Below are 25,654 nucleotides of genomic sequence, written 5' to 3' on the forward strand. Positions count from 1 at the left end.
CATCATGCTATTCCATCTTGATGCAGTCTATCGGATTCTCCAGAGCGGTGCGCAGGGTATAGCTGAAGACCGATACCAAGGCTAGCAGCAAGGTGAAGATAGCTCCTGCTACCAATGTCCACCAAGGGAAATCGATGCGATATTTGAAACCTATCAAGTATTCTTGCATCAGCTTGACACACAATGGGATGGCGATAACCACAGCCACACACGATGTGATGAGGAATCGCTTGGAAAGTTGCCATGCCGCATCTGTCACCGAGGCTCCCATCACCTTGCGCAAGGCTATCTGTCGGCGCTGCTGGTTGCCGTAATATACCGACATGCCAAACAAGCCGAGGGCGGAAATCAAGATAGAAATGCCCATGAAGGTGATGATGAGCACCATCATGTTGTGCTTCTCCTTGAGGGCATCCGCCAAGGTGTCGTCCAGATACTCCGTATCCATATCCGTAGGTACGCCCAATTGCTCCTTAGCCACTTGCTTGCAGGCACTTTGGATAGCAGACAGGGCTTGGGCATGGTCGCCACGAGTCTTCACCAAGATGGTCCAAAGCACATCATGATTGGAAGGAACACGTATCGCATTATGATTTCCAAATTTGTCAGATTTGAACTCATCAAGAGCGTCGCCACAGTGGAAATCTTTCACAACGCCACAAACCTCATATTCCGGCTTGCCTTCACGATTACCGAAATATGGCTTCTTGCTCGATACGCCAAAGGTTCGCTTGGCTTCCTCGCTAACCCAGATTTTGCCTGGCGTAGGGTCTGAATATCGCTCCAGCACCTTGAAACCCATCGTCTTCATCGCTATGGAATCCAATACGCTCAATCTCAAGAACGCTATATTTTCTCCCTTCTCATCATGCACACCATTGGCAAAGCTGATGACAGGATTGTTGCCGATAGCCGTAGCCTCCTCCACCTCTGACAGAGACTTCAATCCCGCTATCAACGCTGCGTTTCTGACATCCACATTATCAAATCCGAAAGTGGTGGAGATGCAGAGAATGTCTTTCGTCTGATACCCCAAAGGTATGTTGGCGAGATGGCGCATCTGGAGCATCATCGTGATAGCCATCACCACCAGCGACATACTGATAACGCTCTGAGCTACGATGAATATCTTGCTAAACCACATCTTGCTGCGCAAGCGGATGGTGCCCTTCACTACATCTATCGGATTGAAGCGAGACACCACAATGGCAGGGAACAAGCCCGACAATAAGGAGATGACGAGATAAGCCACCAACAGGCATCCCCAAACGGCAGGCGAAGAGAAGAGAGAAATCTTCGTATCCAAGATGCTATTAAATAAAGGTGTAAACGCCCAAGCCAGCAAAATGCCCAGCAAGAAGCAAACTGCCGTGAAGAGTGCTGCCTCCTTGATATAGCGCAATACCACACCCAGTACCGACTCACCCAACAGGCGGCGGGTAGCCATCTCCTTGGCTCGATTGCCTATCTGCGCCACGGTGAGATTGATGTAATTGAAGATGGCTGAAAGCAAGAGGACGAGTGCCACAATCAAAAGGACATTGACCAAGGTCTTGCTGCCATGACGGACATGCGAGCATGTAATATCTGAAAAATACAACTTGTCCCAGCGCACCAAGCTAGAGCCCCACAAGAAACTGCCAGTCGTCTTCTCACGACTCCACCATTTCTTCCAATAGCCCATATATTTATTGAGCAACGTGGCATTCACCTTTTCTGGGTCAGCGCCATCTACCAATCGGACGATGGTAACAACCTCGCCAAACTGATCCATCGGATACAAATCTGCGTCCTTAAATTTCATGGAAACAAAGATGTCGGTGGGTTCCAGCAAGTCTTCCCTGCCAAAATCATCCACGATGCCCACTACCTTGAATTGCAGCGTGTCGCACTTAACGACCTGCCCGATAGGATTCGCATTGCCAAAAGCCCTCTTGGCAAAAGACTCGGAGATAAGGGCCTGGTGCTTATCCGTGAGCACACGATGAGCGGAGCATCCCCTGCACTTCATTCCCATCATATCCAAGAAGTTAGGATCTATAGCACGTGCCTGCACATGATAGTATTGGTCGTTGACCACAGCACCCTTGTCAGTATAATAATCGCTAAATCGGGTCCATTCCTTGATTTCCGGGATGGAAGGGAAAAACTCCTTAGCCGTACCCAGGGTCATGCCAAGATAATCGCCCGAACCAGGCACATAGAGGTTCTTGGCATCTGGCTGATGCGTGCCCACCCGATACTCCATGAAGGCGTAAGATACCAAAATCATCACAAAAGCCAAGGCTATCGAGAGTCCGAAAGCCTCGATAGCCGTATAGAGCTTGTTGCGTGATAAGAACTTAAAATAACTTTTCATATCTGTTGTTTCATTATTTTTTCTGATGCAAAGGTAGCCATTCCTTTTGATTCTGCCAAAGACCAGAAGCCAGCGGCAAGTGGATTGTATGAAATTCATACACTTTTCTGTATGATAATCACACATCACATTCCATTTTGTTGGCTATTTCAAGAAAAAAGTGTACTTTTGCAAACAAAAGATATAACAGAACACAAATAGATGAAATACGGAACAATACTTGTTATCGACGACAATCCATCGATACTCACAGCCTTGAAGATATGCCTGGGCGGTACATTCGAGCAGATTCTCACCTTGCCTCGCCCAGACACCGCCCCCACGCTGCTCCAACAAGAGCCAGTGGACATCATCTTGCTCGACATGAATTTTTCCTTGGGCGTAAACAGCGGACAGGAAGGTTTGCTTTGGCTCCGCACCTTCCGCCGGCTCCATGCCAACATCCCCGTGGTGCTCATCACCGCCTACGCAGATATCCAGCTCGCCATCAAGGGATTGAAATCTGGCGCAGCCGACTTCATCACCAAGCCTTGGGATAACGATGAACTCATCAGAACCCTAAAGGATGCCATCGACCGAAGCCAGGAAGTAGAGACGCTGGAGAGCATCGAGAGTACTCATATTCACAAGGTGGTGGATCAATGCCACGGCAATATCTCACGCGCCGCCGAACTCCTCGGCATCACTCGCCAAACGCTTTATGCTAAACTCAAGCGATAATCACTTATCAAAATCATTCCCGTTATCACTTATCACAATCATTCATGATTATCAACATCTGATATGGACACCATCTTCCACATATATATAATAGGTATCATTCTCCTCGTCATAGGAGGTATCATCTATCTCTTCTTGCGCCATCAGCGCAACCTGAAGAGCCGTGCCTTCTTGATGCAAGAGGCTATCCGCAATGGCGATTACTCCTTCCGTCTATCCACCAAGGGATTGCTCTCTGGAGAACGAGCCTTGCAGCAAGCCCTCAACGATATGGAGAACGACATCGGCAGACTGGTGGCGCAGCATGAGGTGGAATCTTGGCAAAGGCTAACCCGAGTGCTCACCCATGAGATTATGAACGCCACCGCCCCCATCTCCAGCATCTGCCAAGCCTATCTGAGCAATCCCGACATCCAAGGCTCGCCCTACGAGGAAGGCATCCGAGCCATTCGAGACACCAGCAAGTCGCTCACCAGTTTCGTGGACAGCTACCGCAAGCTCACCCAGCTACAAGAACCTGTCATCGAGAACATTCCACTCAAGGATTTCGTGGAAGGCATCAAGCCGCTCTATCCTCAGATAGAATGGCACATCCATATCCCCGAAGATGCCACCTGGTCTGCCGACAAAAACATGCTGCACCAGGTATTTATCAATCTGACCAAGAATGCCATCGAGGCTCACGCCTCAGCCATCGACATTCGATGCTTCCACAAACATCCAGAGAGCATCGAGAGTTCACAATTCTCGGGCATCTATTTCAGCAACAATGGTGCCCCCATCCCAGCCGATGTGGCAAAGGAGATGTTCATCCCCTTCTTCTCTACCAAGCCATCAGGTTCGGGCATCGGCCTCTCCATCTCCCGCCAGATGCTGATGATGCAATCCATCAATCTCTCACTGGCCGAGCACAATGTGGCAGGCTATCATGTAACATTCCGAATGGAATGAAATATATGATAAAGAAGATGAAACAAAAACTTTTGGTGGTTTGATGGCGGTAGATATTGCGCCTAAGAATGCATCGGGTGCTGCTCTTGGCGTTGTCGGCGTAGCGAGTTATGTGGGTACCGGCATCCAGGACATCATGAGCGGTCTGCTCATCGAGGGCAACAAGCATCTGGTAAATGGCGTAGAGACTTACTACTTTACCTATATCAATTATTTCTGGATTGGCGCAGCCCTGATGTCTGTCTTGATGACTTGCATCGTCTGGAAGGCGAAACCAAAGACAGTTTAAGAAATAAACGAAGCTATCATCAAAATACTCTTCACTCTTCACCTTTCGGCCGGAAACCCCTGTGTTTATCGGCATTCCGAGGGGTGAAGAGTTGTTTTTATCTCTTCACCCACTCTTCACCACTCTTCACCTTCAGGCACGGAAACAGATGCGAAAGACTGATAGGAGGATTGCAAATCAGCCAGAACTGAAGGGTGAAGAGTGGTGAAGAGTAGGTGAAGAGTGCCCGAATACTCTTCACCCCTCAGAATGCCGATAAACACAGGGGATTCGGGGCTTTTGGTGAAGAGTGAAGAGTATTTGGCAGGATGCCTATACGAAAACAAAATAAAGGAGTTTTCGATAACTGTTCCAGTAAAACAGCCGACTAGCCACTCATGCGCTAGTCGGCTGTTTGCGTTTTACCAGTTGACTGTTTATATTTTGCCAGTTGGCTATTTTCGGTTCTCCCATCGGCTGTTCCCGAAAAACAGCTAACCTAATAATCGGGCATAATAAAACGAATATAGCTGCGCTAACAATCGTAAGTACTTTCATCGACCATCGTAAGTACTTTCATCGGCCCTCGAAGCTACTTGCACTAAAGAACTGTATCTGTCATTTAAACAAATCATCCATTGTAACGACACTTTGTACCCGACCGGCATATTCGTTGAACTTAAGCCCATAAGTAGTAACCAATGTAAGATGCAAGGAACTCCTGCATTTCGTTTCTTCAGCAAACGTACTCAGTTTATGGCGCAGATTCTTATCATAAGCAGCATTGATGGAGAAATCATCCTCGCAGAATTTCATTTCACAAACATTGATGACGCGGTCGGCTCTGTCAATAATCATATCTATCTGCGCACCATCTTTCTCTTTTCTGCTTTTCCAGGGACTCACCTCTGTCTGCACTCCACTAATACCGAGCGCCTGCTTGATTTGTGGCAGATGATAATAGCAAAGCGATTCAAAGGTAAAACCTCGCCATGCTGTCAGCTCAGGTGTCAGCAGGTTGTCTTGCCAGAAATGCGGATTGGTCGTCTTTCTGCCATCAATAAATGACAAATAGAATTTGCTGTAGAAATCTGTCAGACGGAAATATACCTCACGCTTGGGATAATCATACTTAACATACGATGTTATGAAATCACTCACTTCGAGTGATTTTAATGTAGCAGAAAGCCCCCCGCCATTAGGTATTTTTGTAAGCGAAACGATTTCTTTTCGCGTATATCCCTGTCTTTTTTGAGCCAGAAGGCGCACGATAGTCATGCAATCCTCCGCATTAGTAAAGAGAGAAGAATAGAGACGGTCGAACTCTAAGCCGAGTTTGGCTGCAGGCTCGAAGAAAAGCCTGTCCATATTCTGAGCCAGACTTTTGCCTTTCTGAAGCATGGAAATATAATAAGGAATGCCACCTGTAGCCATATAACATTGTATCTGGTCGAACTTAGACATCACGATGTTGTTAGCCTGATAGTATTCTTCACATTCGCCTAATGTAAACGGGCGCAACTTGATTTCATCAGTTGTGCGATCAAACAAACCGCCTTTGTTGTTTAACAGCTTGTCTGAAATCCATGACGTGGCAGAGCCGCAGACGATAAGCATGATATTCTGCTTTCCTGCAGCCCATCCATTCCAAAAATGCTCTAATGCTGTAACAAATCCCGAGCGGGGAGTGTCAAGCCATGGCAATTCATCTATGAATATCACCTGACGTTTGTCTGCATCTTGCTCTTCCAAGAGATTGATGAGTGCATCAAAAGCTTCGAGCCAAGAGGATGGCACCTTCTTACTCTTGCTGCCATAGCGAACAAGACTGGAGTAAAAACTAGCCAACTGTTGCTCCATTATTTTTTGACCACTTAACTCGTAAGGAGATAAGCCCGTATGGTAAAAGCTCATTTTATCCTGAAACAATTCTCTTACGAGAAAGGTTTTACCGACCCTTCTTCTACCATATATTACTGCAAAAACAGGTTTATTTTCCTTGTAAAGATCCAGGAGTTCTTTACTCTCCTGCTTTCTTCCGATAATTTTCTGTGCCATAATCTTTGCGTTTATTTTGCTGCAAATATACAAAAAATATCGTTTCGAGCAAAATAAACGCACGCTATTTTGCTCGAAATGGGGTAAAAATATCGTTTCGAGCAAAATAAAGAGTGGCTATTCTGCGCAAAATACATCAAAAGACCAGTTTCGCGCAAAATAGCGATACATAAGAAGAGATGGAAAAGGCATCCTAAACACAAGGACTATAATGGGGGATTTTCTAATAATCCTCCATATAGCCCTTGGTAAACATATCATAAGACAGGGCTTCCAGTTCTGAGAGCGTCATCTGCTCTACCGAATGCTCTATCTTACGTATCAGTTCGTCTCGCTTGAAATCGTCGTCATCACTCAGACGCGATGTAAATCTGTTACTCATTTTCTTTACTTTGAACTTTGAATGTTGAACTTTGAACTTTATGATTAGTCTTATTGCTTCTATGAAGCTATTGGCGCTCATAGGTATTGATGATGTTTCCATCATACGCCTCGTGGCTGATTAACCGGACGTTATGAGGAAGCATAGGCGCTGGCGTTCCAGAAGTTACCACGTTTTCCACAGATGTGGACAACAACGTTTCTACCCTGATTTCATCCCAAAGTCCAGCATCGAGGAATGCCTGATGGGTGATGGCGCCTCCCTCTACTATCAGCGACTGCACCTTATTATTATATAAGTACTGCATGATTTGCTGCAACACTTCCATCTTGCCCCGTGAGAAATCCAGACCTTCGAAACAAGGATGATGACGGTCGATGACCAGGCGCATCGGGTCCTTGCCGCTCCAATCTCTAACGTTGAGCAGACTGTGGTCGCGTTCATCGGTTACGCGGCCTATGAGGATGGCATCGTTCTCAGCACGCAACTTGTGGGAGAGCATCTTGGTGAAAGGCGAGGAAATAGCCATACCCCTACCCCCGTTGTCAAGAAAGCCATTCGCGGTCTGCGCCCATTTCAGGATGATGTAAGGACGCTGATGGGTGTTGAAGGTGATGAAGCGCTTGTTGAGTTCGAGACATTCCGCCTCCAGAACGCCTACTGTTACTTCGATGCCTGCCTCGCGAATCTTGCGGATACCGCGGCCCTGAACCTTGGCAAAGGGATCTACGCAGGCGCAAACGCATCGCTTTACTCCTTTTCTTACTATCAAATCGGCGCAAGGCGGCGTCTTGCCGTAATGAGAGCAGGGTTCGAGACTCACATAGATGGTAGCTTGGCTTAATAGATGCTCATCCTCGGACTTAACAGATGCAAAGGCGTTGACTTCAGCATGCCCTTCTCCGCATCTTACATGATAGCCTTCGCCGATGATTCTGCCATCCCCACTCACGATAACGGCTCCCACCATCGGATTGGGTTTGGCATTCTCTCTTCCGTTTTTCGCCAGCTGCAGACAGCGGCGCATAAACATTTCGTCTATTTCCTTTTGCGACAACGGTTCGCCCGTCTTCACATTCTGAAAAGAAACATTATTTTGTTCCATATCTAAAACTTTTCTTCGTTTTTTACTTACTTTTCGATAAAATGTCGTACCTTTGCTCTCAAATCAAATCATAATATACGATTTAGAGATGAAAACGTATCAACAACTTTGGCAATCCCTCACCCCACTTTATGATGCAGGCGAAGCACAGGCTATCGTCCGCACCGTGCTTGATGTGAAGTACGGAATGACGCTGACCGACATAATCTGCGGCAAAGTTAATGAATTATCTGCAGATGAAGAAAGAAAACTGGAAGAAATTATCAGAAGATTGCAAAAAGGCGAACCTGTACAGTATGTTCTGGGCGAAGCTGACTTTGCAGGAAGAACCTTCCATGTTGAGCCGGGCGTGCTGATTCCGAGACCCGAAACGGCGGAACTCTGCGAGTGGATAGAAAAAGATGCGACTGAAAACAAAGGGATTACGGAAGGAGAGAAGGAAGAAAACACCATCCGCATCCTGGACATCTGTACGGGTTCGGGCTGCATCGCCATTACGCTGGGACTGGACATCGGCGGCTCGGAGGTTACGGGTTGGGATATTTCGGAAGATGCCTTGAAGATAGCACAGGGAAATGTTGCGCTACTGGATGCCGGTAACGTAAAAATAGAATATCAGGATGCCCTGAAGTTGGCGGAAACATCGGATGCCGGAAGATGGAACATTATCGTGAGCAATCCCCCGTATATCTGCGAAAAGGAGAAAGCGGATATGGAGAAGAATGTGTTGGAACACGAACCTGGAATCGCCCTCTTCGTGCCCGATGAAGAGCCTCTGAAGTTCTACAGAGCCATCGCCGAATATGCCTCTTCTGCCCTCAAATCCGGAGGTGCATTATACTTCGAAATCAATCCTATCTACGAAAAAGAAACAAGGGAAATGCTGGAAGGATTGGGGTTTAAAGCTATTGATACAAAGGAAGATGCCTTCGGAAAGCAGAGAATGATGCGAGCCGGCAAATCATAAAGTTCAATGTTCAAATCTCAAAGTTCAAAGTAAAATCATCATGTTCAAATCTCAAAGTTCAAAGTATAAAAAGCCGATGACCGAGCAGCAGGCGCTCCTGAAGCTCACCACCCTCTGCACCCAAGCCGAACATTGCTCGCAAGAGATGATCGACAAGATGAAGAAGTGGGAACTGCCCGAAGATGCCATCGCCAGAAACATGGAATTCCTGACCGAGAAGAAATTCATCGACGACGAACGTTTCGCACGCTTCTTTATCAACGACAAGATAAAATACAACAAGTGGGGACGCCGGAAGGTGGAACAGGCGCTGTGGATGAAACATATTCCGAAGGACATCTCCGACCCTATCTTCGAAGAGATAGAAGACGACCTGTATATGGAAACCCTCCTGCCCCTGATGAAAAACAAATATAAAACCATCAAGGCAAAGAACGACTATGAACGCTCGATGAAACTCATCCGCTTTGCCCTGGGAAGAGGATACAGCATGGAGGTTATCCACAAATGCATCGACCGGATGAAGGAAGAAGATCTGGGAGACATCGATTTCGAAGAGGAATTCTAAAGCAAAGCATCAAGTTCAATATCCCAACCTCAAAATTAAGAGTAAAGCCATGCGTACCAGCCTGTTAAGTGACATATTCGATTTATTCTTCCCCCGAACCTGCGCCATCTGCGGAAATGTGCTCGCTGGCGGGGAGGAGATGATATGCATAAAATGTCTGTTCCGCATGCCGGGAACCGATACCTGGGAACAGCCCTACGACAACGAGATGGCAAAACTCTTCTGGCATCTGATTCCCATCGAACGCTGCTGCGCTCTCTTCCATCACATCAGCCATGCCACATCGGCTAGAGCCGTCTACCAGCTGAAATACATGCATCATCCTGAAATGGGAATCTATCTGGGCAGAATGCTGGCAAAGAAGGGGTTAGGCATTCAGTTCTTCGACGGAATAGACGCCATCATCCCCATCCCGCTCACCCGAAAACGAGAAAAAGAACGCGGCTATAACCAGAGCCTTCTCATCGCCAAAGGCATCCAGCAACTCACCCATCTGACCATCATCAAGGATGCCGTAAGAAGAAAAAAGTTTAGCGAAAGCCAAACCCACAAGAACCGGCAGGAAAGACAGGAAAACGTGAGCCAGGTTTTTGAAGCCGCAGCAACCTATCATGACGGGCAGGGCGAGCACCCCATCACGCAACTTGAGGGCAAACATATCCTCATCATCGACGACGTATGCACCACCGGAGCCACCATCATCTCCTGTGCGGAAACCCTGATAAAAGCAGCCGGAAAGATGAAGATAAGCGTGCTGACTGTAGGTTTCGCACACGACTAAAGGCCCTTTTTGCCGAGAGTTAAAACATTTTAACCCTAAATATAGCCGCCGTGTGCAAAAATCATTGTACCTTTGCAAAATAATTAATAATAATTTAATCCTTTAAAGATTATGGACAAACTGAAGAAAGAATTCGCATCTAAGTTATTGAAAGTAAAGGCTATCAAGTTGCAGCCTAATGATCCATTCACATGGGCTTCTGGCTGGAAGTCACCATTCTATTGTGATAACCGCAAGACTCTCTCATTCCCAGAACTCCGCAATTATGTAAAGCTTGAGCTCGTTCACGCTATCCTGGAGCAGTTCCCAGAGGCTGATGCTGTAGCCGGAGTAGCTACTGGTGCCATCGCGCAGGGTGCTTTGGTTGCTGACGAACTGAACATGCCTTTCGTATACGTTCGTTCTAAACCAAAGGATCACGGTATGCAGAACCTCATCGAAGGTCAGCTCGACCCTAAGGCTAAAGTTGTGGTAGTAGAAGACTTGATTTCTACCGGCGGCAGCTCTCTCAAGGCAGTAGAGGCTCTCCGCAAGAACGGCAACGAGATTGTGGGTATGGTAGCTAGCTACACCTATGGTTTCCCTATCGCCGAGAAGGCTTTTGCTGATGCTAACGTAAAGCTGGTTACTTTGACCGACTATGAGCACGTAGTGGCAGAGGCTCTGGAGACTGGCTATATCAAGCAGGAAGACGTAGAGCTGCTCCACGAGTGGCGCAAGGACCCAGCTAACTGGAAGAAGTAATCAAGCTGACCCATCAATAATGAGTACAAGTACATTCGAAAGTAATATCAAACAGATTCCTCACAAGCAGGAATCTGTTTACCGTACATTGAGCGATCTGAACAACCTGCAGATGCTCAAAGACCGCTTCGAGCAGGTGAAAGACCAGATTCCTGAGGACAAGAGAAAGGAAATGGAAAAGCTGAAGGACCTCAAGTTTGATAGCGACAGCATCTCTATCACAGCACCTATGGTGGGTGAAATCAAGATGCGCATCATCGACCGCGAGGAGCCTAAGACCATCAAGTTTGAAACAGAAAACAGCCCTGTTCCTTTCAACTTCTGGATTCAGCTGCTCCCTACAGGCGAGTTCTCATGCAAAATGAAACTCACCATCAAGGCAGAACTTAACATGTTTATCAAGGGTATGGTGAAGAAGCCATTGCAGGAAGGCATCGAAAAAATTGCTGATGCGCTTGCGATGATTCCTTACCAGGATTAATAAATAAAGAAATTATGGCACATAAACTTTGGGAAAAGAACTTCGAAGTAAACAAGGAAATTGAAAGATTCACCGTAGGAAGAGACCGCGAACTCGACCTCTATCTCGCCAAGTATGACGTGCTGGGCAGTATGGCACACATCACCATGCTCGAAAGCATCGGACTCCTGGAGAAAGATGAACTCACCCAGCTCCTTGCCGAACTGAAAAACATCTACGCCATCGCCGACAAGGGCGAATTCGTAATAGAAGACGGCGTGGAAGACGTTCATTCCCAGGTAGAACTGATGCTCACCCAGAAACTGGGCGACATGGGCAAGAAGATTCATTCGGGTAGATCACGCAACGACCAGGTTCTCGTAGACCTCAAACTCTTCACCCGTCATGAGTTGAAGGAGATTGTGGACGCCGTGAAGATTCTCTTCGACGAGCTGATTCAGAAGAGCAACCAGTATAAGGACGTGCTGATGCCGGGCTACACCCATCTGCAGGTGGCTATGCCTTCATCATTCGGTCTCTGGTTTGGCGCTTATGCTGAAGGACTTGCCGATGACATGCTCTTCCTGCAGGCTGCTTACCGCATGACAAACCGCAACCCGTTGGGTAGTGCTGCCGGCTATGGAAGTTCATTCCCATTGAACCGCACCATGACCACCGAACTTCTCGGTTTCGACAGCATGGACTATAATGTGGTTTATGCACAAATGGGCAGAGGAAAGATGGAGCGCAACGTGGCTTTCGCCATGGCTACCGTGGCAGGAACTTTGGCAAAGATGGCTTTCGACGCCTGCATGTTCAACTGCCAGAACTTCGGTTTCGTGAAATTGCCTAAGGAGTGCACCACCGGTTCGAGCATCATGCCACACAAGAAGAATCCAGACGTATTCGAGTTGATTCGCGCCAAGAGCAACAAGCTCCAGAGCCTTCCACAGCAGGTAATGCTCATCATGAACAACCTGCCAGTAGGCTATTTCCGCGATCTCCAGATTATCAAGGAAGTGTTCCTCCCTGCCTTCGACGAGTTGAAGGACTGTCTGCAGATGGCTGCCTACATCATCAACAAGATGGAGGTAAACGAGCATATTCTTGACGATCCTCGCTACGACCCTATGTTCTCAGTAGAAGAAGTGAACCAGCTTGCTGCCAACGGACTGCCATTCCGCGATGCTTACAAGAAGGTAGGACTGGAAATCGAGGCTGGCGAATTCAAGCCAAACAAGGATATTCATCATACTCACGAAGGCAGCATCGGCAATCTCTGCAACGACAAGATTCAGGCGCTGATGGAGCAGACCCTCTCTGAGTTCCACTTCGAGCGCATGGAGAATGCCGAGAAGAATCTTCTGAAATAAAGACTGAAAGGTTTCTGCATGAAAAATAGCATATATAATAAGTATATATATAATAAGGTGAAGAGCATGGCTGGAATAGCTATGCTCTTACTTTGTTCATGCGATGCAGAAAACAGCATCAGCACCAAATATCCCTGCCAGTTCTATTTCAAGTCGCAATACCATCCGGGCACAAGTCTGGAAACAGCCCTCAACGGAACGGGCGTCTACACGATGGTTAGCGCCAAAAAGGTGAATGGAGCCTGGAATATCTATTCTACATTAAACGATGGGAAAAACCAGACTGAAACCATCATCCTCTCTACAGCGAAGGAGAATTATGCCAACTATACTTATCTGGGAGCGGGCAACGACCCTAAAGATGCCAAAAAGAACGGCTTCATCATGGGATTATCAAACTTCAGCGGACCTGTAGCCTGGGACCGCCAATGTCCAAACTGTCTGGAACAATATGGTGGAACCAACTATCCGCTGGAATGGACCGGCAACCGCCAATCGGTTATTTGCGACAAATGCAAACGCATCTACAGCCTGGAAAACGGAACCATCACAAGCGGCGGAAAGAGCAAAAACGACAAGCCGCTGATGAAATATATAGTAGATTACCATGGTACAGGAAGCGATATACATGTAGGAAACTAAGCAGAAACGGAGGGCAAACGAAAAAAATGGCGCTTTCTTGTCTTAAAAAATGTAAATCGTTTGGAGATTTAAAGAAATAGCATTACCTTTGCACCCACATAACGCGGAAATAGCTCAGTTGGTAGAGCACAACCTTGCCAAGGTTGGGGTCGCGGGTCCGAGTCCCGTTTTCCGCTCAACTCTTAACGTTTACCATGCCGCAATGGTGGAATTGGTAGACACGAGGGACTTAAAATCCCTTGGCCAGTAATGGCTGTGCGGGTTCGAGTCCCGCTCGCGGCACCTTAAAGTTTTTCCTTATGAAAAAATTTGCTTACATCCTCATTTTATTCATTACGCTGGTTTTAACATCATGTGGTGTTAGCAGTGGGCATTTCAAGTTTGAAGGCAAATTTCTCAACATGAATCAAGGCGAGTTTTATGTATACAGTCCTGACGGGGGCTTCGAAGGCGTTGACACCATCAAGGTAGAAGGCGGCCGTTTCACTTTCGAAACCGAATGTAAGGAAGATTTTACCATTATGCTTGTTTTCCCTAATTTCTCTGAGCAGCCTATCTTCGCAAAATCGGGCAAATCAGTAGAAATCAAGGCAGATGCTTCGCACCTTAAGGAAATGGAGGTAAGCGGAACCAAGGATAACGAACTGATGACAAAATTCCGCAAGAACATCCTGAAAGATACGCCACCTGAGGCTAAAAAGCATGCTGAAGACTTCGTCAGAGAACATCCGAATTCTGTGTGCAGCATCTATCTGATCAAAAAATACTTCATCACTTCTACACAACCTGATTACCGCAAGGCGCTCTCACTCATCAATATCGTAGAGAAGGAACAGCCTAAAAATGGACAGTTGGCTAAGATGAAGCAGTTGGCAGAAACCATGAAGAATGTAGGCACCGGTGCAACCCTGCCTTCATTTACAGCATACGATATCAACGGAAAACTCGTTTCTAGTACAGAAATGAGCAGCGCTCCAGTTGCCGTACTCTACACCTGGGCTACCTATAACTATGACAGCCAGGACATGCAGCGCGAACTGAAGAGCCGTCAGAAAAAATCGAACGGCAAGCTTAAGCTGATGGCTTTCTGTCTGGATGCCAGCAAGAGCGAATGCAAGAACAACATCAAGCGCGACTCTATCGCATGCCCTATCATCTGCAACGGCGAAATGCTGGAAGACAAGACCTTGAAGAAGTTGGGATTGGGAAACCTTCCTGACAACATCATACTTCAAAATGGTAAAATCATCGCCCGAGGCATGAAAAAGCAAGAGCTTTACACTAAGCTCGACCAACTGCTAAAATAAATACTTTCGAGCTAGTCAAGAACCCATAAAAAGCACGCCTATATGTTAGTAAAGACATATTGTGCAGCAGTTAACGGACTAGAAGTAACTACTGTAACCGTAGAAGTAAGCCTCAACAGAGGCGTCATGTACCACCTCACAGGCTTAGGCGACGAGGCGGTCAAAGAGAGCCGTAACCGAATTTCAGCAGCTCTCCAGTATAGCGGCTTCAAATTTCCGATAGCCGACATCACCATCAATCTGGCTCCAGCTGATCTCCGAAAAGAGGGCAGCAGTTTCGACTTGCCGCTTGCAATCGGACTTCTAGGCGCCAACAACAACATTCCCGAAGATCATCTGAAAGAGTACATGATGGTAGGCGAGCTGAGCCTTGACGGTACGCTCCAACCTATCAAAGGTGCCCTACCGATAGCCATCAGAGCCAGAGCAGAGCACTTTAAGGGACTGATTGTGCCGGAACAGAACGCTCGGGAAGCGGCTGTCGTAAACAATCTTGAGGTTTACGGCATGAAAACGCTTTTCGAAGTCATACAATTCATGAGCGACAGAAGCAATCCTTCTCCTACAATCGTTGACACCCGCAAGGAATTCTACGAAAACCAGACACATTGTGAATACGATTATGCCGACGTCCGCGGTCAGGAGAACGTGAAAAGAGCGCTCGAAGTGGCGGCGGCTGGCGGACACAACCTGATTATGGTAGGTCCTCCAGGTTCTGGAAAGTCGATGATGGCAAAACGTTTGCCGTCCATCCTTCCCCCTCTCACGCTCTCTGAGAGTCTGGAAACAACACAGATTCACTCCATTGCAGGCAAACTGGGCAAGAATGTATCACTCATTTCCCAACGCCCGTTCCGGTCTCCTCACCATACCATCTCTCAAGTGGCTCTGGTAGGAGGTGGAACATCGCCACAACCGGGAGAAATATCGCTCGCACATAATGGCGTTCTGTTCTGCGATGAACTTCCGGAGTTCAATAAAACCACTCTGGAAGTACTCCGCCAGCCATTGGAAGACCGCCACATCAACATCAGCAGAGCGAAATATTCTACAGATTACCCATGTTCATTCATGTTTGTGGCAAGTATGAACCCTTGTCCATGCGGATATTATGGTGATCCGACACATCGCTGTGTCTGCACGCCAGGCCAGATTCAAAGATACATGAACAAGATTTCGGGTCCGTTACTCGACCGCATCGACATCCAATGTGAGATTAGTCCTGTTCCTTTTCAGGATATTTCGAAGGCAGCACCAGGTGAGCCAAGTGCCAAGATCAGAGAAAGAGTCATCAAGGCAAGAGAAGTTCAGGCCGAAAGATTCAAAGATTATAAAGGCATCCATTGCAACGCCCAGATGACCGAAAGAATGATTCATCAGTTTGCCGAACCCGACGAACAAGGTATCGAACTGCTCCGAATGGCAATGGAGAAGCTTTCTTTGTCAGCCAGAGCTTACAACAGAATCCTGAAAGTGGCACGAACCATTGCTGATTTGGCAGGAAGTGAACAGATTAAGCCTGACCATATAGCAGAAGCCGTGGGATACAGAACCCTCGACAGAGGCGATTGGGCAGAAAGAGGACATTTATAATCATAAAGAAGATATATGTAAAAGGATAAAAATCCGTTTTTTCCTATCATTCGCTCTAAAAAGTTGGATTTATAAAGGAAAAAAGGGAGAAAAATAGAAGAATAGCCATTCTAAAACAATTACAAATCTGTTTTAGAATGGCTATTTTCTTTTGTTACTACAAAAATATTACCCCATAAACACAAAAACACTATAAAAATCGGACAAAGATGAATACTAAAATCGTCCAATAAAGGGTAAATTCTGTTCTCTAGGGTGGAGTATTTGATTTAAATTAGCTTTTAAATTTACGAAAATCACTAATTCTAACAAAAATTACCCCATATAGGATAAAAAAATGCATTACCTTTGCAAACGTAAAAAGAACGCTAGCACAGCGCTAGTTTAATTATTAACAACAAAACTATTAAGATTATGGATTGCATTTTTAAAATTACAAACGCAGTAAAGAAGATTGGTTTCGTAATTCTTCTTGCAGAGTTGGCCGTTATCGCCTATATGAACGTAATGTAAGAAATCTCTCTATAGATATAAATATATAAGGAGGAAGTTTTCTACATACTAAGGTAATTAGATTGTAAAAGGTCAACAACATAAGTTGTCAGAACGAATAAGCTCTTAGAAAAAGTAAATGATAATAATTAGGTACAATCCTATCAGGGAGGAGTCTGATGGAAATGTACAAGATGGGAGGCTCTTGCAGAGATGCGAAGGGCCTTTTTTTGTATCCTGCCCTACGCTATCCTTACTATAAAAATACTAAAGAACCCAGCTTTTTACACCTTATTATATATATAAGTAAGAAAAAGCGACGATAATTCTTTCTTATCTCCAACATTTTTTGTAATTTTGCAGCCAAATAACAAAAATATATTAGCTAATATGGAACAAAAGAACTTTAAACGTACTACCGTGACTGCGGCTTTGCCTTATGCCAACGGTGGTGTGCACATCGGTCACCTGGCAGGTGTTTACGTGCCAGCCGATATCTATGTTCGCTATCTCCGCCTCAAGAAGCAGGATGTTGTCTTCATCGGCGGTAGCGATGAGCATGGTGTACCTGTTACTATCCGTGCCAAGAAAGAAGGAATTACCGTACAGGAGGTGGTTGACCGCTATCATAACCTCATCAAGAAGAGTTTCGAGGACTTCGGAATCTCTTTTGATATTTATAGCCGTACCACTTCACCAACTCACAATAAGTTTGCTTCAGACTTCTTCCGCACACTCTATGACAAGGGCGTATTGGAAGAAAAGGTAGAGGAGCAGTTCTGCGACGAGGTAACAGGCGAATTCCTTACCGACCGTAATATCGTAGGAACTTGCCCTCGCTGTGGTGCAGAGGGTGCTTATGGCGACCAATGCGAGAAATGTGGTGCTACCCTCTCTCCTGAGGAGCTCATCAACCCTACCAACAAGAACAACCCTGGTCATGGTCTCGTAAAGAAGCCTACCAAGAACTGGTATCTTCCATTGAACAAGTATCAGGATTGGTTGAAGAAGTGGATTCTGGAAGGCCACAAAGAGTGGCGTACCAATGTTTACGGCCAATGCAAGAGCTGGTTGGACATGGATCTTCAGCCACGTGCCATGACACGCGACTTGGATTGGGGTATTCCTGTTCCAGTAGAGGGTGCAGATGGAAAGGTGCTCTACGTTTGGTTCGATGCACCTATCGGCTACATCTCAAATACCAAAGAACTCTGCGATGCTCATCCAGAAAAGTGGGGAACATGGCAGAAGTGGTGGCAGGATCCTGAAACTCGTCTCGTTCACTTTATCGGTAAGGACAATATCGTGTTCCACTGCATCATCTTCCCTACTATGCTGAAGGCTCACGGCGACTATATCTTGCCAGACAACGTACCAGCCAACGAGTTCCTGAACCTGGAGGATGATAAGATTTCAACATCCCGCAACTGGGCTGTATGGTTGCACGAGTATCTCGTAGATTTGCCAGGCAAGCAGGATGTATTGCGCTATGTATTGACAGCCAATGCGCCTGAGACCAAGGACAACAACTTTACCTGGAAGGATTTCCTGGAGCGCAACAACTCTGAGTTGGTTGCCGTTTACGGTAACTTCGTAAACCGTGCCCTCCAGCTCACCAAGAAGTATTGGGGCGGCGTAGTTCCTGCCTGTGGTGAATTGCAGGAGGTAGATGAGAAGGCTATCGCTGAGTTTAAGGACGTGAAGGAGAAGGTAGAGCAGTATCTCAACGTATTCAAGTTCCGCGAGGCTCAGAAAGAGGCTATGAACCTGGCTCGTATCGGTAACCGATACATCACAGAGTGTGAGCCTTGGAAGGTTTGGAAGACCGATCCTAAGCGTGTGGAGACCATCCTGAACATCTCCCTGCAGTTGGTTGCCAACCTCGCCATCGCCTTCGAGCCATTCTTGCCATTCTCTTCTGAGAAGCTCCGCAAGATGATCAATATGCCTAACTTCGAGTGGACTCAGCTCGGCAGCACAGATCTGCTCAAGGCTGGTACCCAGCTCGGTGAGCCTGAATTGCTCTTCGAGAAGATTGAGGATGAGGTTATCGAAAGACAGCTCCAGAAGCTTGCTGACACCAAGAAGGCTAACGAGGAGGCTTCTTATCAGGCTGCTCCTATCAAGCCAGAGGTTAGCTTCGATGATTTCGAGAAACTCGATATCCGCGTAGGTCACATTCTGAACTGCGAGAAGGTAAAGAAGTCTAAGAAACTCCTGAAGTTCACCATCGACGATGGTTCTGGCGTAGAGCGCACCATCTGCTCAGGTATCGCAGCCTACTATGAGCCAGAGCAGCTGATCGGCAAGGACGTATTGTTCGTAGCCAACTTTGCTCCTCGCAAGATGATGGGCATCGAGAGTCAGGGTATGATTCTGAGTGCAGTCAACTTCGACGGCTCATTGAACGTAACTTCTCTCCTTGGCAAGGTTAAGCCAGGAAGCCAGGTAGGATAAAGAATCATAGAATCATCTGATTATCAGATAAGGTAAAAGCCTCAAATCCTTTGCGGATTTGAGGCTTTTCTTATTTCTATCCAAATATTCTTTTATAATGTAAAACGATAACCCACGGTAAAGGTCAGAGCCTTGTTCTTACAGTTATCCCAATCACCCTTGCCAGCCTTGGTCAGGCTCATGTTGTATCGGGCATCCAGAATCACGTTCATATATTCATAGCTCAAGCCCAGAGGAATGGCTACATCCACCTTCTTGGCAGGCCAAGGAGCTTCGGTTTCCTGCATATCCTTGTATGTAATAGACCCGTTCTTGTCCTTCTGAAGGTCGGTTTCCTCTCTTTTCACCTTGCCGTCACCACAAAGGAATCCCACCTGAACGCCTGCATTCACCGACAAACCCTCTACAAGATAGGCTTTCAGCATGAGCGGTACCTGAATATAATCGAGGTTCACATGATGATTCTTAATACCTGTATATTCCCCTTTTTCAGCATTCTCAGTCAACTCGCAGTCAGGGAAACGCATACCCTGTCGGGCATAATAAGCACCCAGCGTAATACCCAGGCTCTTATTTATGCGATATTCCACATCTGCGCCGCCCATGAATCCAGCCTGATACTTAGACTCTAGTGAGGTTCCCTCCAAAGTTTCCAGAGTCAACCCGCTCCAGTTAGCCAGAGATACACCTATACGAGGAATTACCGAGAATCTGCCTACCGGATTCTCCACTTCTTGTGCCTTTGCTCCCACAACAGCAAGCAGCAGCACCATCATTATAACTATTTTCTTTTTCATTTCCACAACAGTTTGTATATCATAATAACAAGAAACAAGGGATAATATTGCATCCTACTGCCATTTTTCTCCATGAAAGACCTGTTCTCGCAAAGTGTTAACAAATACAACTCATAGTTTTCTTCCCTCCAACTCACCGTTTTCTGGAGCGAAAGTACGTATTTTTTATAAGTGATTGAGAATGAGATAAGTTTTTATCTCATAAAAAGAAGAGGTTACGAATTAGAAATAAACAGAATGTAGCATCCTGCTGTGATTTGCATAACCATCCAAAGAACTCTTTCGGTTGCAAAGATACGATATTTAATCGGGGATAAAGAATGTTTTAAGATTTTTTATCCTCGATTTTTTGCTTGGGTAAATCTGTTTTTATTAAACCTTATTCTTCTCTATTCTTTGCTGTTTCCATTTCAATCCATTCAAACATATGTGGCAATGGTTCCTGTTTTGAATGGTCTATTTCGTTTGCATATTCTCATCCTTTCGTGTGTTTTGTATAAAAGTCAGCCGTCGTCGAAGAAAGACAGTCCTCGTACCTCAGACTAACTTCCTCCGACTATGGCACGGCAAGAAAAATCCTTGGCGGTATGCCTTGAAATACTTCAAGACTATACTGCCAAGGACTTTTCTTTGTTTGCCGTGCTGACAACGGCTGACTTTTATAGCCACAACCCGCAGTCCCATTTTTATCGCACAATCCAAACAACATGAAACAGTGGCACGCCACCCTTTCATGTCTTAGTAGTACGGCATGAGGAAAAGTGTTTCTTTTTGTCGGTTGCAGGCTAACCGATCAAAATAAACACCATTCCTTGATTTGCCGTACAATTTTGTTTGCATACTCCACCGCAAGAAAGAAGTCATTGATGTAAACCTCAACGACCACTTTCATGCTTGGCTGCAAAGCCTTGGAGAAAACCCGATGCAAGAAGCATGGACAAGCCAGACTCTTCTTTCACCGGAATTTCTCTGAAGGCTGTGCCATTCTTGAATGCGATTTCCATTTTCCTAAAACATTTGCAAGACAGTAATTGTATCCATTTCTCAGAAATGAGTATGCGATAATCGTGCAGTCCAAAAACTTCCGTGAAGTTTCTATTTTCATTTGCCGCTCTGATTTTCTTTCCTTCACATGGTCTTTCCTTTTGGCATCAACCGTTATCGTGCAGGTGCAAAGGTATGGCAGCGGGCTTTGGAAATAAAAGGTCGAGCCTTCGGTTTTCGAAAAAATCTCCACACCGTTGGGTAGTATTTTTCCGAAAAATTCTGCTAAAATATGCCGAATAGCTAAAAATGAGCGATTTACAAGTGTTTCACCTCAATAGAGGTAATGACTTGGTAATAGTTTTAACTTCTGTATTATACATAAGTTTGCATTACTTGTCAAACAACTCTTTTCGGTGACAAAGGTACAACATTTATGTGGATTGATGAAAATCATATCCATTTTTTAGATTTTATTTTCAGTTGCTGCCATATACGTACTACTCAACACCCCTTGGATGTGTCAAATCCGCAAAATATTGATGATTTTGGCTATATTTATGCTACAAAATAGGCTATTATGTCAAATGAGTACTTGAAATTCATTTTTAGGGGCTGAGTAGTAACAAGAACATCTGAGACCTACAGAGAATGAACCGCCAACCTGTGGGGAGGGATAAATTGAAAAATGCTTCCATACTGCGAAAGTACGGAAGCATTTGTATGGGGGAAAAGACAAAAGATTATTGCAGACTCTTGTCAAGGATTTCAAGAAGAATGGTAGGGTCCTCGTGGATTTGCTCAGCAGTGAGTCCTCTCTTTTCCACTTCTTCAGCGACGGCAGGATAGTCCTTGAATTTATCCTTTATCTTTTTCAACAGTTTCTTTTGAGAATATTTTTCTCTTTTGGAATTAATTTTTTTATCCTCAAATAACATCCAATAGTAAACATGCTTGCCGCTATCAACCATATAGTGATATCCCCTACAGCCCAAGTAAACGGTATTATTTGTCCATATACCAGTAAACGACCTGCTGTGGGTGGAACTTTCAAAAGCAAACGGCTGCATATAGCCCGTAACATGTTTACCCTTGTAAATTTCAGTTGCCATAAAAGGGAATGTAGGGTCATCTTCATTAAGAACGAAAGTTCGCTTCTTGCCGTCTTGCATAGCATTGTCCACCACAAGGGATTTAATGTCTACGATTTTGTATTTTACATCCTTACCATTTTGTGTTTCACTGAAATAGATGTTTTTTTTCATGAAGTGGATGTCGTTCTGCAAATAGCCGTTGAGCACAGTACCGTCTTTAAGAGTCAGCACTGCCTTAGGCCATGAAACTTTCTCTTTAGGTTTCTTTGCGTTTGCTATTGTCGCAAACGAGAACACCATTAAAAAGATGATAAAAAGTAACTTTTTCATATGTACGTTTATTTAATGTTTCGATAGATATTTTTAACACTACAAAAATTTGATTACAAAAACTTTGTCATAAATCATAATCAAGGAAGTTATTCCAAAACTTCATCAAGTTTTCTGACTAATATAGTAGGGTCTTTACGAATCTCTTTCATACTTAGACCTTTGAGTATTTCCTTTATCTGAGGATAACCTTTAAAATACATTTTTAGCACAGTCTTTTGACCAATTCCTCCAATGCTATTATCCTTCAAATAATAGGTTCTTGCAAAGTCCTCATTCTTGGCTTTGTAATAAAACATGATAGCCAATCTGTAAATACTTCCCGATTTCACATGGGTAGCTGTGTTTATATAGTGAATATAGGCAGAAATGTTTTTCCCCTCATAAACTGGCTGAAGGAATACCGGATTTTTGTAGAGTTTCGGATTCTCTTTATAAGACATGCTCATTCCCATCTGGGCAACCATCGGAATCCAGTTTTCCCATTCTCCAGCCTTCTTGTTATAGTATTTTATCTCTTTTACATCAGTAGATGCGAAGTCTGCCTTCTCACCATCAGTTTTTTTGATTCTGAACTCATGGTAATTGTCTACATTAAAGGAAAACTTCTTAATGTCACCTTTCACAAAGGTGCCGTTGTTCAAGGTTACTTCTGCATTCTGAGCTTGAACTATTCCACAAAGAAGAATAGCAAGAAACATAAAAATCAACTTTTTCATACGCATGACTATTTAATTTTGTTTCAATTTAAATTAATTGTTTTGCTTATAAAGATAGGATGCTTTTCTTTAACTGCCAAAGAAAAAGAATATTATTAACACAATTATATAGATATATAACAAAATTTAGCATATAATGGCAGTAATTGCAGTTGGTATACTCATTTTCTGCGACCATCGGGAGCAAAAATTCTCCACCCTCATGGTGGAGCGAGGAGTTTTGGGGTTCCCGAAACATAACCTCGCTCCCTCCTCTAAGAACAAAAGACGAGATATTTGCCTTTCGGCTTTCCATGCCCAAGGTTGCAGACCTTAATTCTCTCAATTTGCGCCAAACATCAAAGCTGCCACATTGAAAGAACAAGGTCACAGACACAAGCTACTTTGTACATGGAGTTTGCAAAGGAAAAGGTGATATTTTCAGTGTGAAACTTGCCAAGTGTTTCAGTTGTGTGTTGTTGATTTCCTTTGTGAACTATGCCGAATGTGTTATGTGTGCTGTGTGTCCTCGGTATAGTCTGCATAAATCTAATGCCATGCTAAAACACTGCGGAGGTTCGCCCAAGTGGCTGGAGGCGCAAAGCCTCCAAGGAACGTTGCTGCAACCATTTCGGAGAATAGAGCGGTTGCCAATTAATCCACAAGCACATTTTACAGCGTACCAAGTGAGGGCATGTAAAACGTTGAATTGTTGAAGATAGGTGTTATCTTTATGAGAACCAACCACTTATACCCTCAACAAACTCTCAACAAATAGCTCTACACAACAAATTACTGGGCAAAAAAGAAAGAAAGGAATGGTGTTCATGGTTTTCTCTTTTCAACATTATCTTTCTTTTGTTGAGAGATTTGTTGAGAATATGTTGAGCCGTAAATGCCTGATGTTCAATACTTCTTTCATCATATTCAACAATTCAACAAAAATAAGGGGTGTTTTGTCCGTCATTTTTATGAACAGAACTCATCCCCCTACAAGTAAGAATGTCATGCTTATGCTTCAGTACTTATTCACGACAGTACGACAGCGCCAAGCCAACAAACAAGCAAGAGGACATTCAACTAAAGGCGGTTGTTCTTCTATTGAGTTGTAGGATAATGACACTACTTTTCTCTTTTGCCCCGTACAATCTCTTGAAGATGGTGGCACGAAACCGAGCTGCCCCGTATGAGTTTATACGGAAGCAAAGGGCAACAATCATCGGAAAGCCATACAACGTTTGCCAAATGCCATTGGAAGTTTCCTGTTTCTGTTGGACTTCCGACACCGTCAATAAACCATCCTTGTATATTGACCTTATCACAGCATGGAGTTTCATGGCGGTGACATGAAGCATATCAACCAATTCACCCTCACTCATCCACAAGTCTTGCAAGTTGGACGGAATGGATAACATTCCATTTCCGTCCACGGTGATTACAGTCCTTTTCATGCCATTCCCCCCATTGTCGGCATATGCCCCTTGATTCGACTTTCAAAAGCTGATATGTCATGCTCCAATTTAGTACTTGTCACCTTTGCGTAAATTTGTGTTGTGGCGATGTCCGTATGTCCCAGTATCTTGCTTACACTCTCTATCGGCATACCGTAGTTTAAAGCCAAAACTGCGAACGAATGCCGGCTTACATGAAATGAAATTCGCTTCTTGATGCCACACATTTTTGCCACTTTCTTTATACGCTTGTTTACCATGTCAAGTGAGCCAATATTAAACAAGTGCATATCTTTTCTCAATGGCTTGTAACGTTCAATTATCTGTATGGCTGCATCTATCAGTTTAATTTTGAATGGTACGCCTGTCTTTTGACGCTGAGAAACTATCCATGGAGACCCACTTATAATGGCAACATTGTCCTCTGTAAGATTCTTGATGTCAACGAAAGAGATACCTGTCCAACAACCAAACATAAACAAGTCTCTCGCAAAAGCAAAGTTGGGATTTTCCAACTCTATTCCTGCAAATATGTCCAATTCTTCCTCTGTCAAGAACTCACGCTCCTTGTGGTCTGGGTCAACGTGGTACATGGCAAACGGATTTCTCTGTATCTTGCCGTTGTAGTGTGCTGCCGTGACGATATGCTTCAATGGTATGGAGTATATCCAAATGGTAGATTGCGTGAGTCCAATGACATTCTTCAAATACAGACAAAAATCACGGATGAACTCCTCGGTAAGCTCATTCATGGACATATCGCTGCGCTTGTACTGAAATTTGATGAACTCGGCAACGTACTTTCTTACCGTCAGATACTTGCGGTAGGTTCGGACAGCTCGGTCTTTTCCCACGCGTTGGGCAAAGGCTGCGTTCTCCTTGTCAAAAGCTCTGAGTAATGTCTCATACTCCGTACCTATGCCTTGATATGCGTTTCTCACCATTTCAGCGGTAACGAACGCCTCACGGTCGGAAAGCCGTTGGTAATGCTTAGCGATTTGAGCCTTGATGTTATCAAGCGCAAAGTTCACCTCATTGGCTTCCTTGCTTCTGCCTTTGGCTCTGTTGCCCTT

At 45.0% G+C, this 25,654-nt stretch carries 22 protein-coding genes, 2 tRNA genes and 1 pseudogene; 15 read left to right on the top strand and 10 right to left on the bottom strand.

The features are described 5' to 3' along the window. Nucleotides 1-7: 7 nt before the first annotated feature. Nucleotides 8-2,359 carry an ABC transporter permease gene (locus DWV53_RS07360; protein WP_181992443.1) on the bottom strand — a complete coding sequence of 784 codons (2,352 nt, stop codon included), beginning with the start codon at nucleotides 2,357-2,359 and terminating at the stop codon, nucleotides 8-10. Nucleotides 2,360-2,560: 201 nt separating this feature from the next. Between DWV53_RS07360 and DWV53_RS07365 the strand changes: the two genes are divergently transcribed. The 3 genes and pseudogenes from DWV53_RS07365 to DWV53_RS07375 all read left to right on the top strand — a co-directional run. Further along, nucleotides 2,561-3,079, top strand: a complete 519-nt coding sequence (locus tag DWV53_RS07365; RefSeq protein WP_117727379.1) for a DNA-binding response regulator — start codon at nucleotides 2,561-2,563, stop codon at nucleotides 3,077-3,079. Between the two features lie 63 nt (nucleotides 3,080-3,142). Next, nucleotides 3,143-4,030 (top strand): sensor histidine kinase, encoded by an 888-nt coding sequence (locus tag DWV53_RS07370; protein ID WP_118152701.1) that lies wholly within the window; start codon nucleotides 3,143-3,145, stop codon nucleotides 4,028-4,030. A 34-nt stretch (nucleotides 4,031-4,064) separates the two neighbouring features. Beyond that, a pseudogene (locus tag DWV53_RS07375) lies at nucleotides 4,065-4,319 on the top strand (MFS transporter); the annotation flags it as partial. A 97-nt stretch (nucleotides 4,320-4,416) separates the two neighbouring features. Here DWV53_RS07375 and DWV53_RS15725 read toward each other — a convergent pair. From DWV53_RS15725 to ribD, 4 genes are all read right to left on the bottom strand, one after another. Then, entirely contained in the window at nucleotides 4,417-4,560 is a 144-nt protein-coding gene (locus DWV53_RS15725) for a hypothetical protein (protein WP_181992444.1), read from the bottom strand. Nucleotides 4,561-4,916: 356 nt separating this feature from the next. Then, nucleotides 4,917-6,356: an AAA family ATPase gene (locus DWV53_RS07380; RefSeq protein WP_118152703.1), complete on the bottom strand. Its 1,440-nt coding sequence runs from the start codon at nucleotides 6,354-6,356 to the stop codon at nucleotides 4,917-4,919. Nucleotides 6,357-6,579: 223 nt separating this feature from the next. Then, on the bottom strand, nucleotides 6,580-6,738 hold the full coding sequence (locus DWV53_RS15730) for a hypothetical protein (RefSeq protein ID WP_022121547.1): 159 nt from the start codon (nucleotides 6,736-6,738) through the stop codon (nucleotides 6,580-6,582). A 67-nt stretch (nucleotides 6,739-6,805) separates the two neighbouring features. Continuing rightward, nucleotides 6,806-7,843, bottom strand: a complete 1,038-nt coding sequence (gene ribD / locus DWV53_RS07385) for a bifunctional diaminohydroxyphosphoribosylaminopyrimidine deaminase/5-amino-6-(5-phosphoribosylamino)uracil reductase RibD (protein ID WP_118152705.1) — start codon at nucleotides 7,841-7,843, stop codon at nucleotides 6,806-6,808. An 88-nt stretch (nucleotides 7,844-7,931) separates the two neighbouring features. Between ribD and prmC the strand changes: the two genes are divergently transcribed. The 12 genes from prmC to metG all read left to right on the top strand — a co-directional run bounded on the left by prmC (nucleotide 7,932) and on the right by metG (nucleotide 19,227). Beyond that, entirely contained in the window at nucleotides 7,932-8,810 is an 879-nt protein-coding gene (gene prmC / locus DWV53_RS07390; RefSeq protein WP_118152707.1) for a peptide chain release factor N(5)-glutamine methyltransferase, read from the top strand. 40 nt (nucleotides 8,811-8,850) lie between these two features. Further along, complete coding sequence (locus tag DWV53_RS07395; RefSeq protein ID WP_181975270.1) at nucleotides 8,851-9,378, top strand: regulatory protein RecX; 528 nt, start codon at nucleotides 8,851-8,853, stop codon at nucleotides 9,376-9,378. Between the two features lie 139 nt (nucleotides 9,379-9,517). After that, the gene (locus tag DWV53_RS07400; protein WP_254974495.1) at nucleotides 9,518-10,159 is read left to right on the top strand and encodes a ComF family protein; all 642 of its coding nucleotides are present in this window, start codon (nucleotides 9,518-9,520) and stop codon (nucleotides 10,157-10,159) included. Between the two features lie 111 nt (nucleotides 10,160-10,270). Then, nucleotides 10,271-10,903 (top strand): orotate phosphoribosyltransferase, encoded by a 633-nt coding sequence (pyrE, locus tag DWV53_RS07405; protein WP_006848066.1) that lies wholly within the window; start codon nucleotides 10,271-10,273, stop codon nucleotides 10,901-10,903. A 19-nt stretch (nucleotides 10,904-10,922) separates the two neighbouring features. Continuing rightward, nucleotides 10,923-11,384, top strand: a complete 462-nt coding sequence (locus tag DWV53_RS07410) for an SRPBCC family protein (RefSeq protein WP_117587246.1) — start codon at nucleotides 10,923-10,925, stop codon at nucleotides 11,382-11,384. A 14-nt stretch (nucleotides 11,385-11,398) separates the two neighbouring features. Next, nucleotides 11,399-12,736 carry an argininosuccinate lyase gene (gene argH, locus DWV53_RS07415; protein WP_118152711.1) on the top strand — a complete coding sequence of 446 codons (1,338 nt, stop codon included), beginning with the start codon at nucleotides 11,399-11,401 and terminating at the stop codon, nucleotides 12,734-12,736. 18 nt (nucleotides 12,737-12,754) lie between these two features. Then, the gene (locus tag DWV53_RS07420) at nucleotides 12,755-13,378 is read left to right on the top strand and encodes a hypothetical protein (RefSeq protein ID WP_118152713.1); all 624 of its coding nucleotides are present in this window, start codon (nucleotides 12,755-12,757) and stop codon (nucleotides 13,376-13,378) included. A 103-nt stretch (nucleotides 13,379-13,481) separates the two neighbouring features. Next, nucleotides 13,482-13,554 (top strand) — tRNA-Gly (locus DWV53_RS07425). Nucleotides 13,555-13,574: 20 nt separating this feature from the next. Then, nucleotides 13,575-13,660, top strand: a tRNA-Leu gene (locus DWV53_RS07430). Nucleotides 13,661-13,677: 17 nt separating this feature from the next. After that, nucleotides 13,678-14,685 (top strand): DUF4369 domain-containing protein, encoded by a 1,008-nt coding sequence (locus DWV53_RS07435; protein ID WP_118152715.1) that lies wholly within the window; start codon nucleotides 13,678-13,680, stop codon nucleotides 14,683-14,685. Between the two features lie 42 nt (nucleotides 14,686-14,727). Beyond that, entirely contained in the window at nucleotides 14,728-16,278 is a 1,551-nt protein-coding gene (locus tag DWV53_RS07440) for a YifB family Mg chelatase-like AAA ATPase (RefSeq protein ID WP_006848071.1), read from the top strand. An 882-nt stretch (nucleotides 16,279-17,160) separates the two neighbouring features. Continuing rightward, the gene (gene metG, locus DWV53_RS07445; protein WP_118152717.1) at nucleotides 17,161-19,227 is read left to right on the top strand and encodes a methionine--tRNA ligase; all 2,067 of its coding nucleotides are present in this window, start codon (nucleotides 17,161-17,163) and stop codon (nucleotides 19,225-19,227) included. A gap of 92 nt (nucleotides 19,228-19,319) precedes the next feature. Here metG and DWV53_RS07450 read toward each other — a convergent pair whose 3' ends face one another. The 5 genes from DWV53_RS07450 to DWV53_RS07470 all read right to left on the bottom strand — a co-directional run. Beyond that, nucleotides 19,320-20,024, bottom strand: a complete 705-nt coding sequence (locus tag DWV53_RS07450) for a porin family protein (RefSeq protein ID WP_118152719.1) — start codon at nucleotides 20,022-20,024, stop codon at nucleotides 19,320-19,322. A gap of 875 nt (nucleotides 20,025-20,899) precedes the next feature. After that, nucleotides 20,900-21,028: a hypothetical protein gene (locus DWV53_RS16115; RefSeq protein WP_254949450.1), complete on the bottom strand. Its 129-nt coding sequence runs from the start codon at nucleotides 21,026-21,028 to the stop codon at nucleotides 20,900-20,902. 723 nt (nucleotides 21,029-21,751) lie between these two features. After that, the gene (locus tag DWV53_RS07455; RefSeq protein ID WP_118081390.1) at nucleotides 21,752-22,432 is read right to left on the bottom strand and encodes a hypothetical protein; all 681 of its coding nucleotides are present in this window, start codon (nucleotides 22,430-22,432) and stop codon (nucleotides 21,752-21,754) included. A gap of 89 nt (nucleotides 22,433-22,521) precedes the next feature. Further along, the gene (locus tag DWV53_RS07460) at nucleotides 22,522-23,151 is read right to left on the bottom strand and encodes a hypothetical protein (protein ID WP_118081388.1); all 630 of its coding nucleotides are present in this window, start codon (nucleotides 23,149-23,151) and stop codon (nucleotides 22,522-22,524) included. Between the two features lie 1,426 nt (nucleotides 23,152-24,577). Further along, nucleotides 24,578-25,654, bottom strand: a 1,077-nt coding sequence (locus tag DWV53_RS07470) for a site-specific integrase (protein ID WP_259318938.1), incomplete at its 5' end; no start/stop codon positions are given.

This window comes from Segatella copri (genome assembly GCF_003465495.1).
GTDB classification, from domain to species: Bacteria; Bacteroidota; Bacteroidia; order Bacteroidales; family Bacteroidaceae; genus Prevotella; species Prevotella copri_G.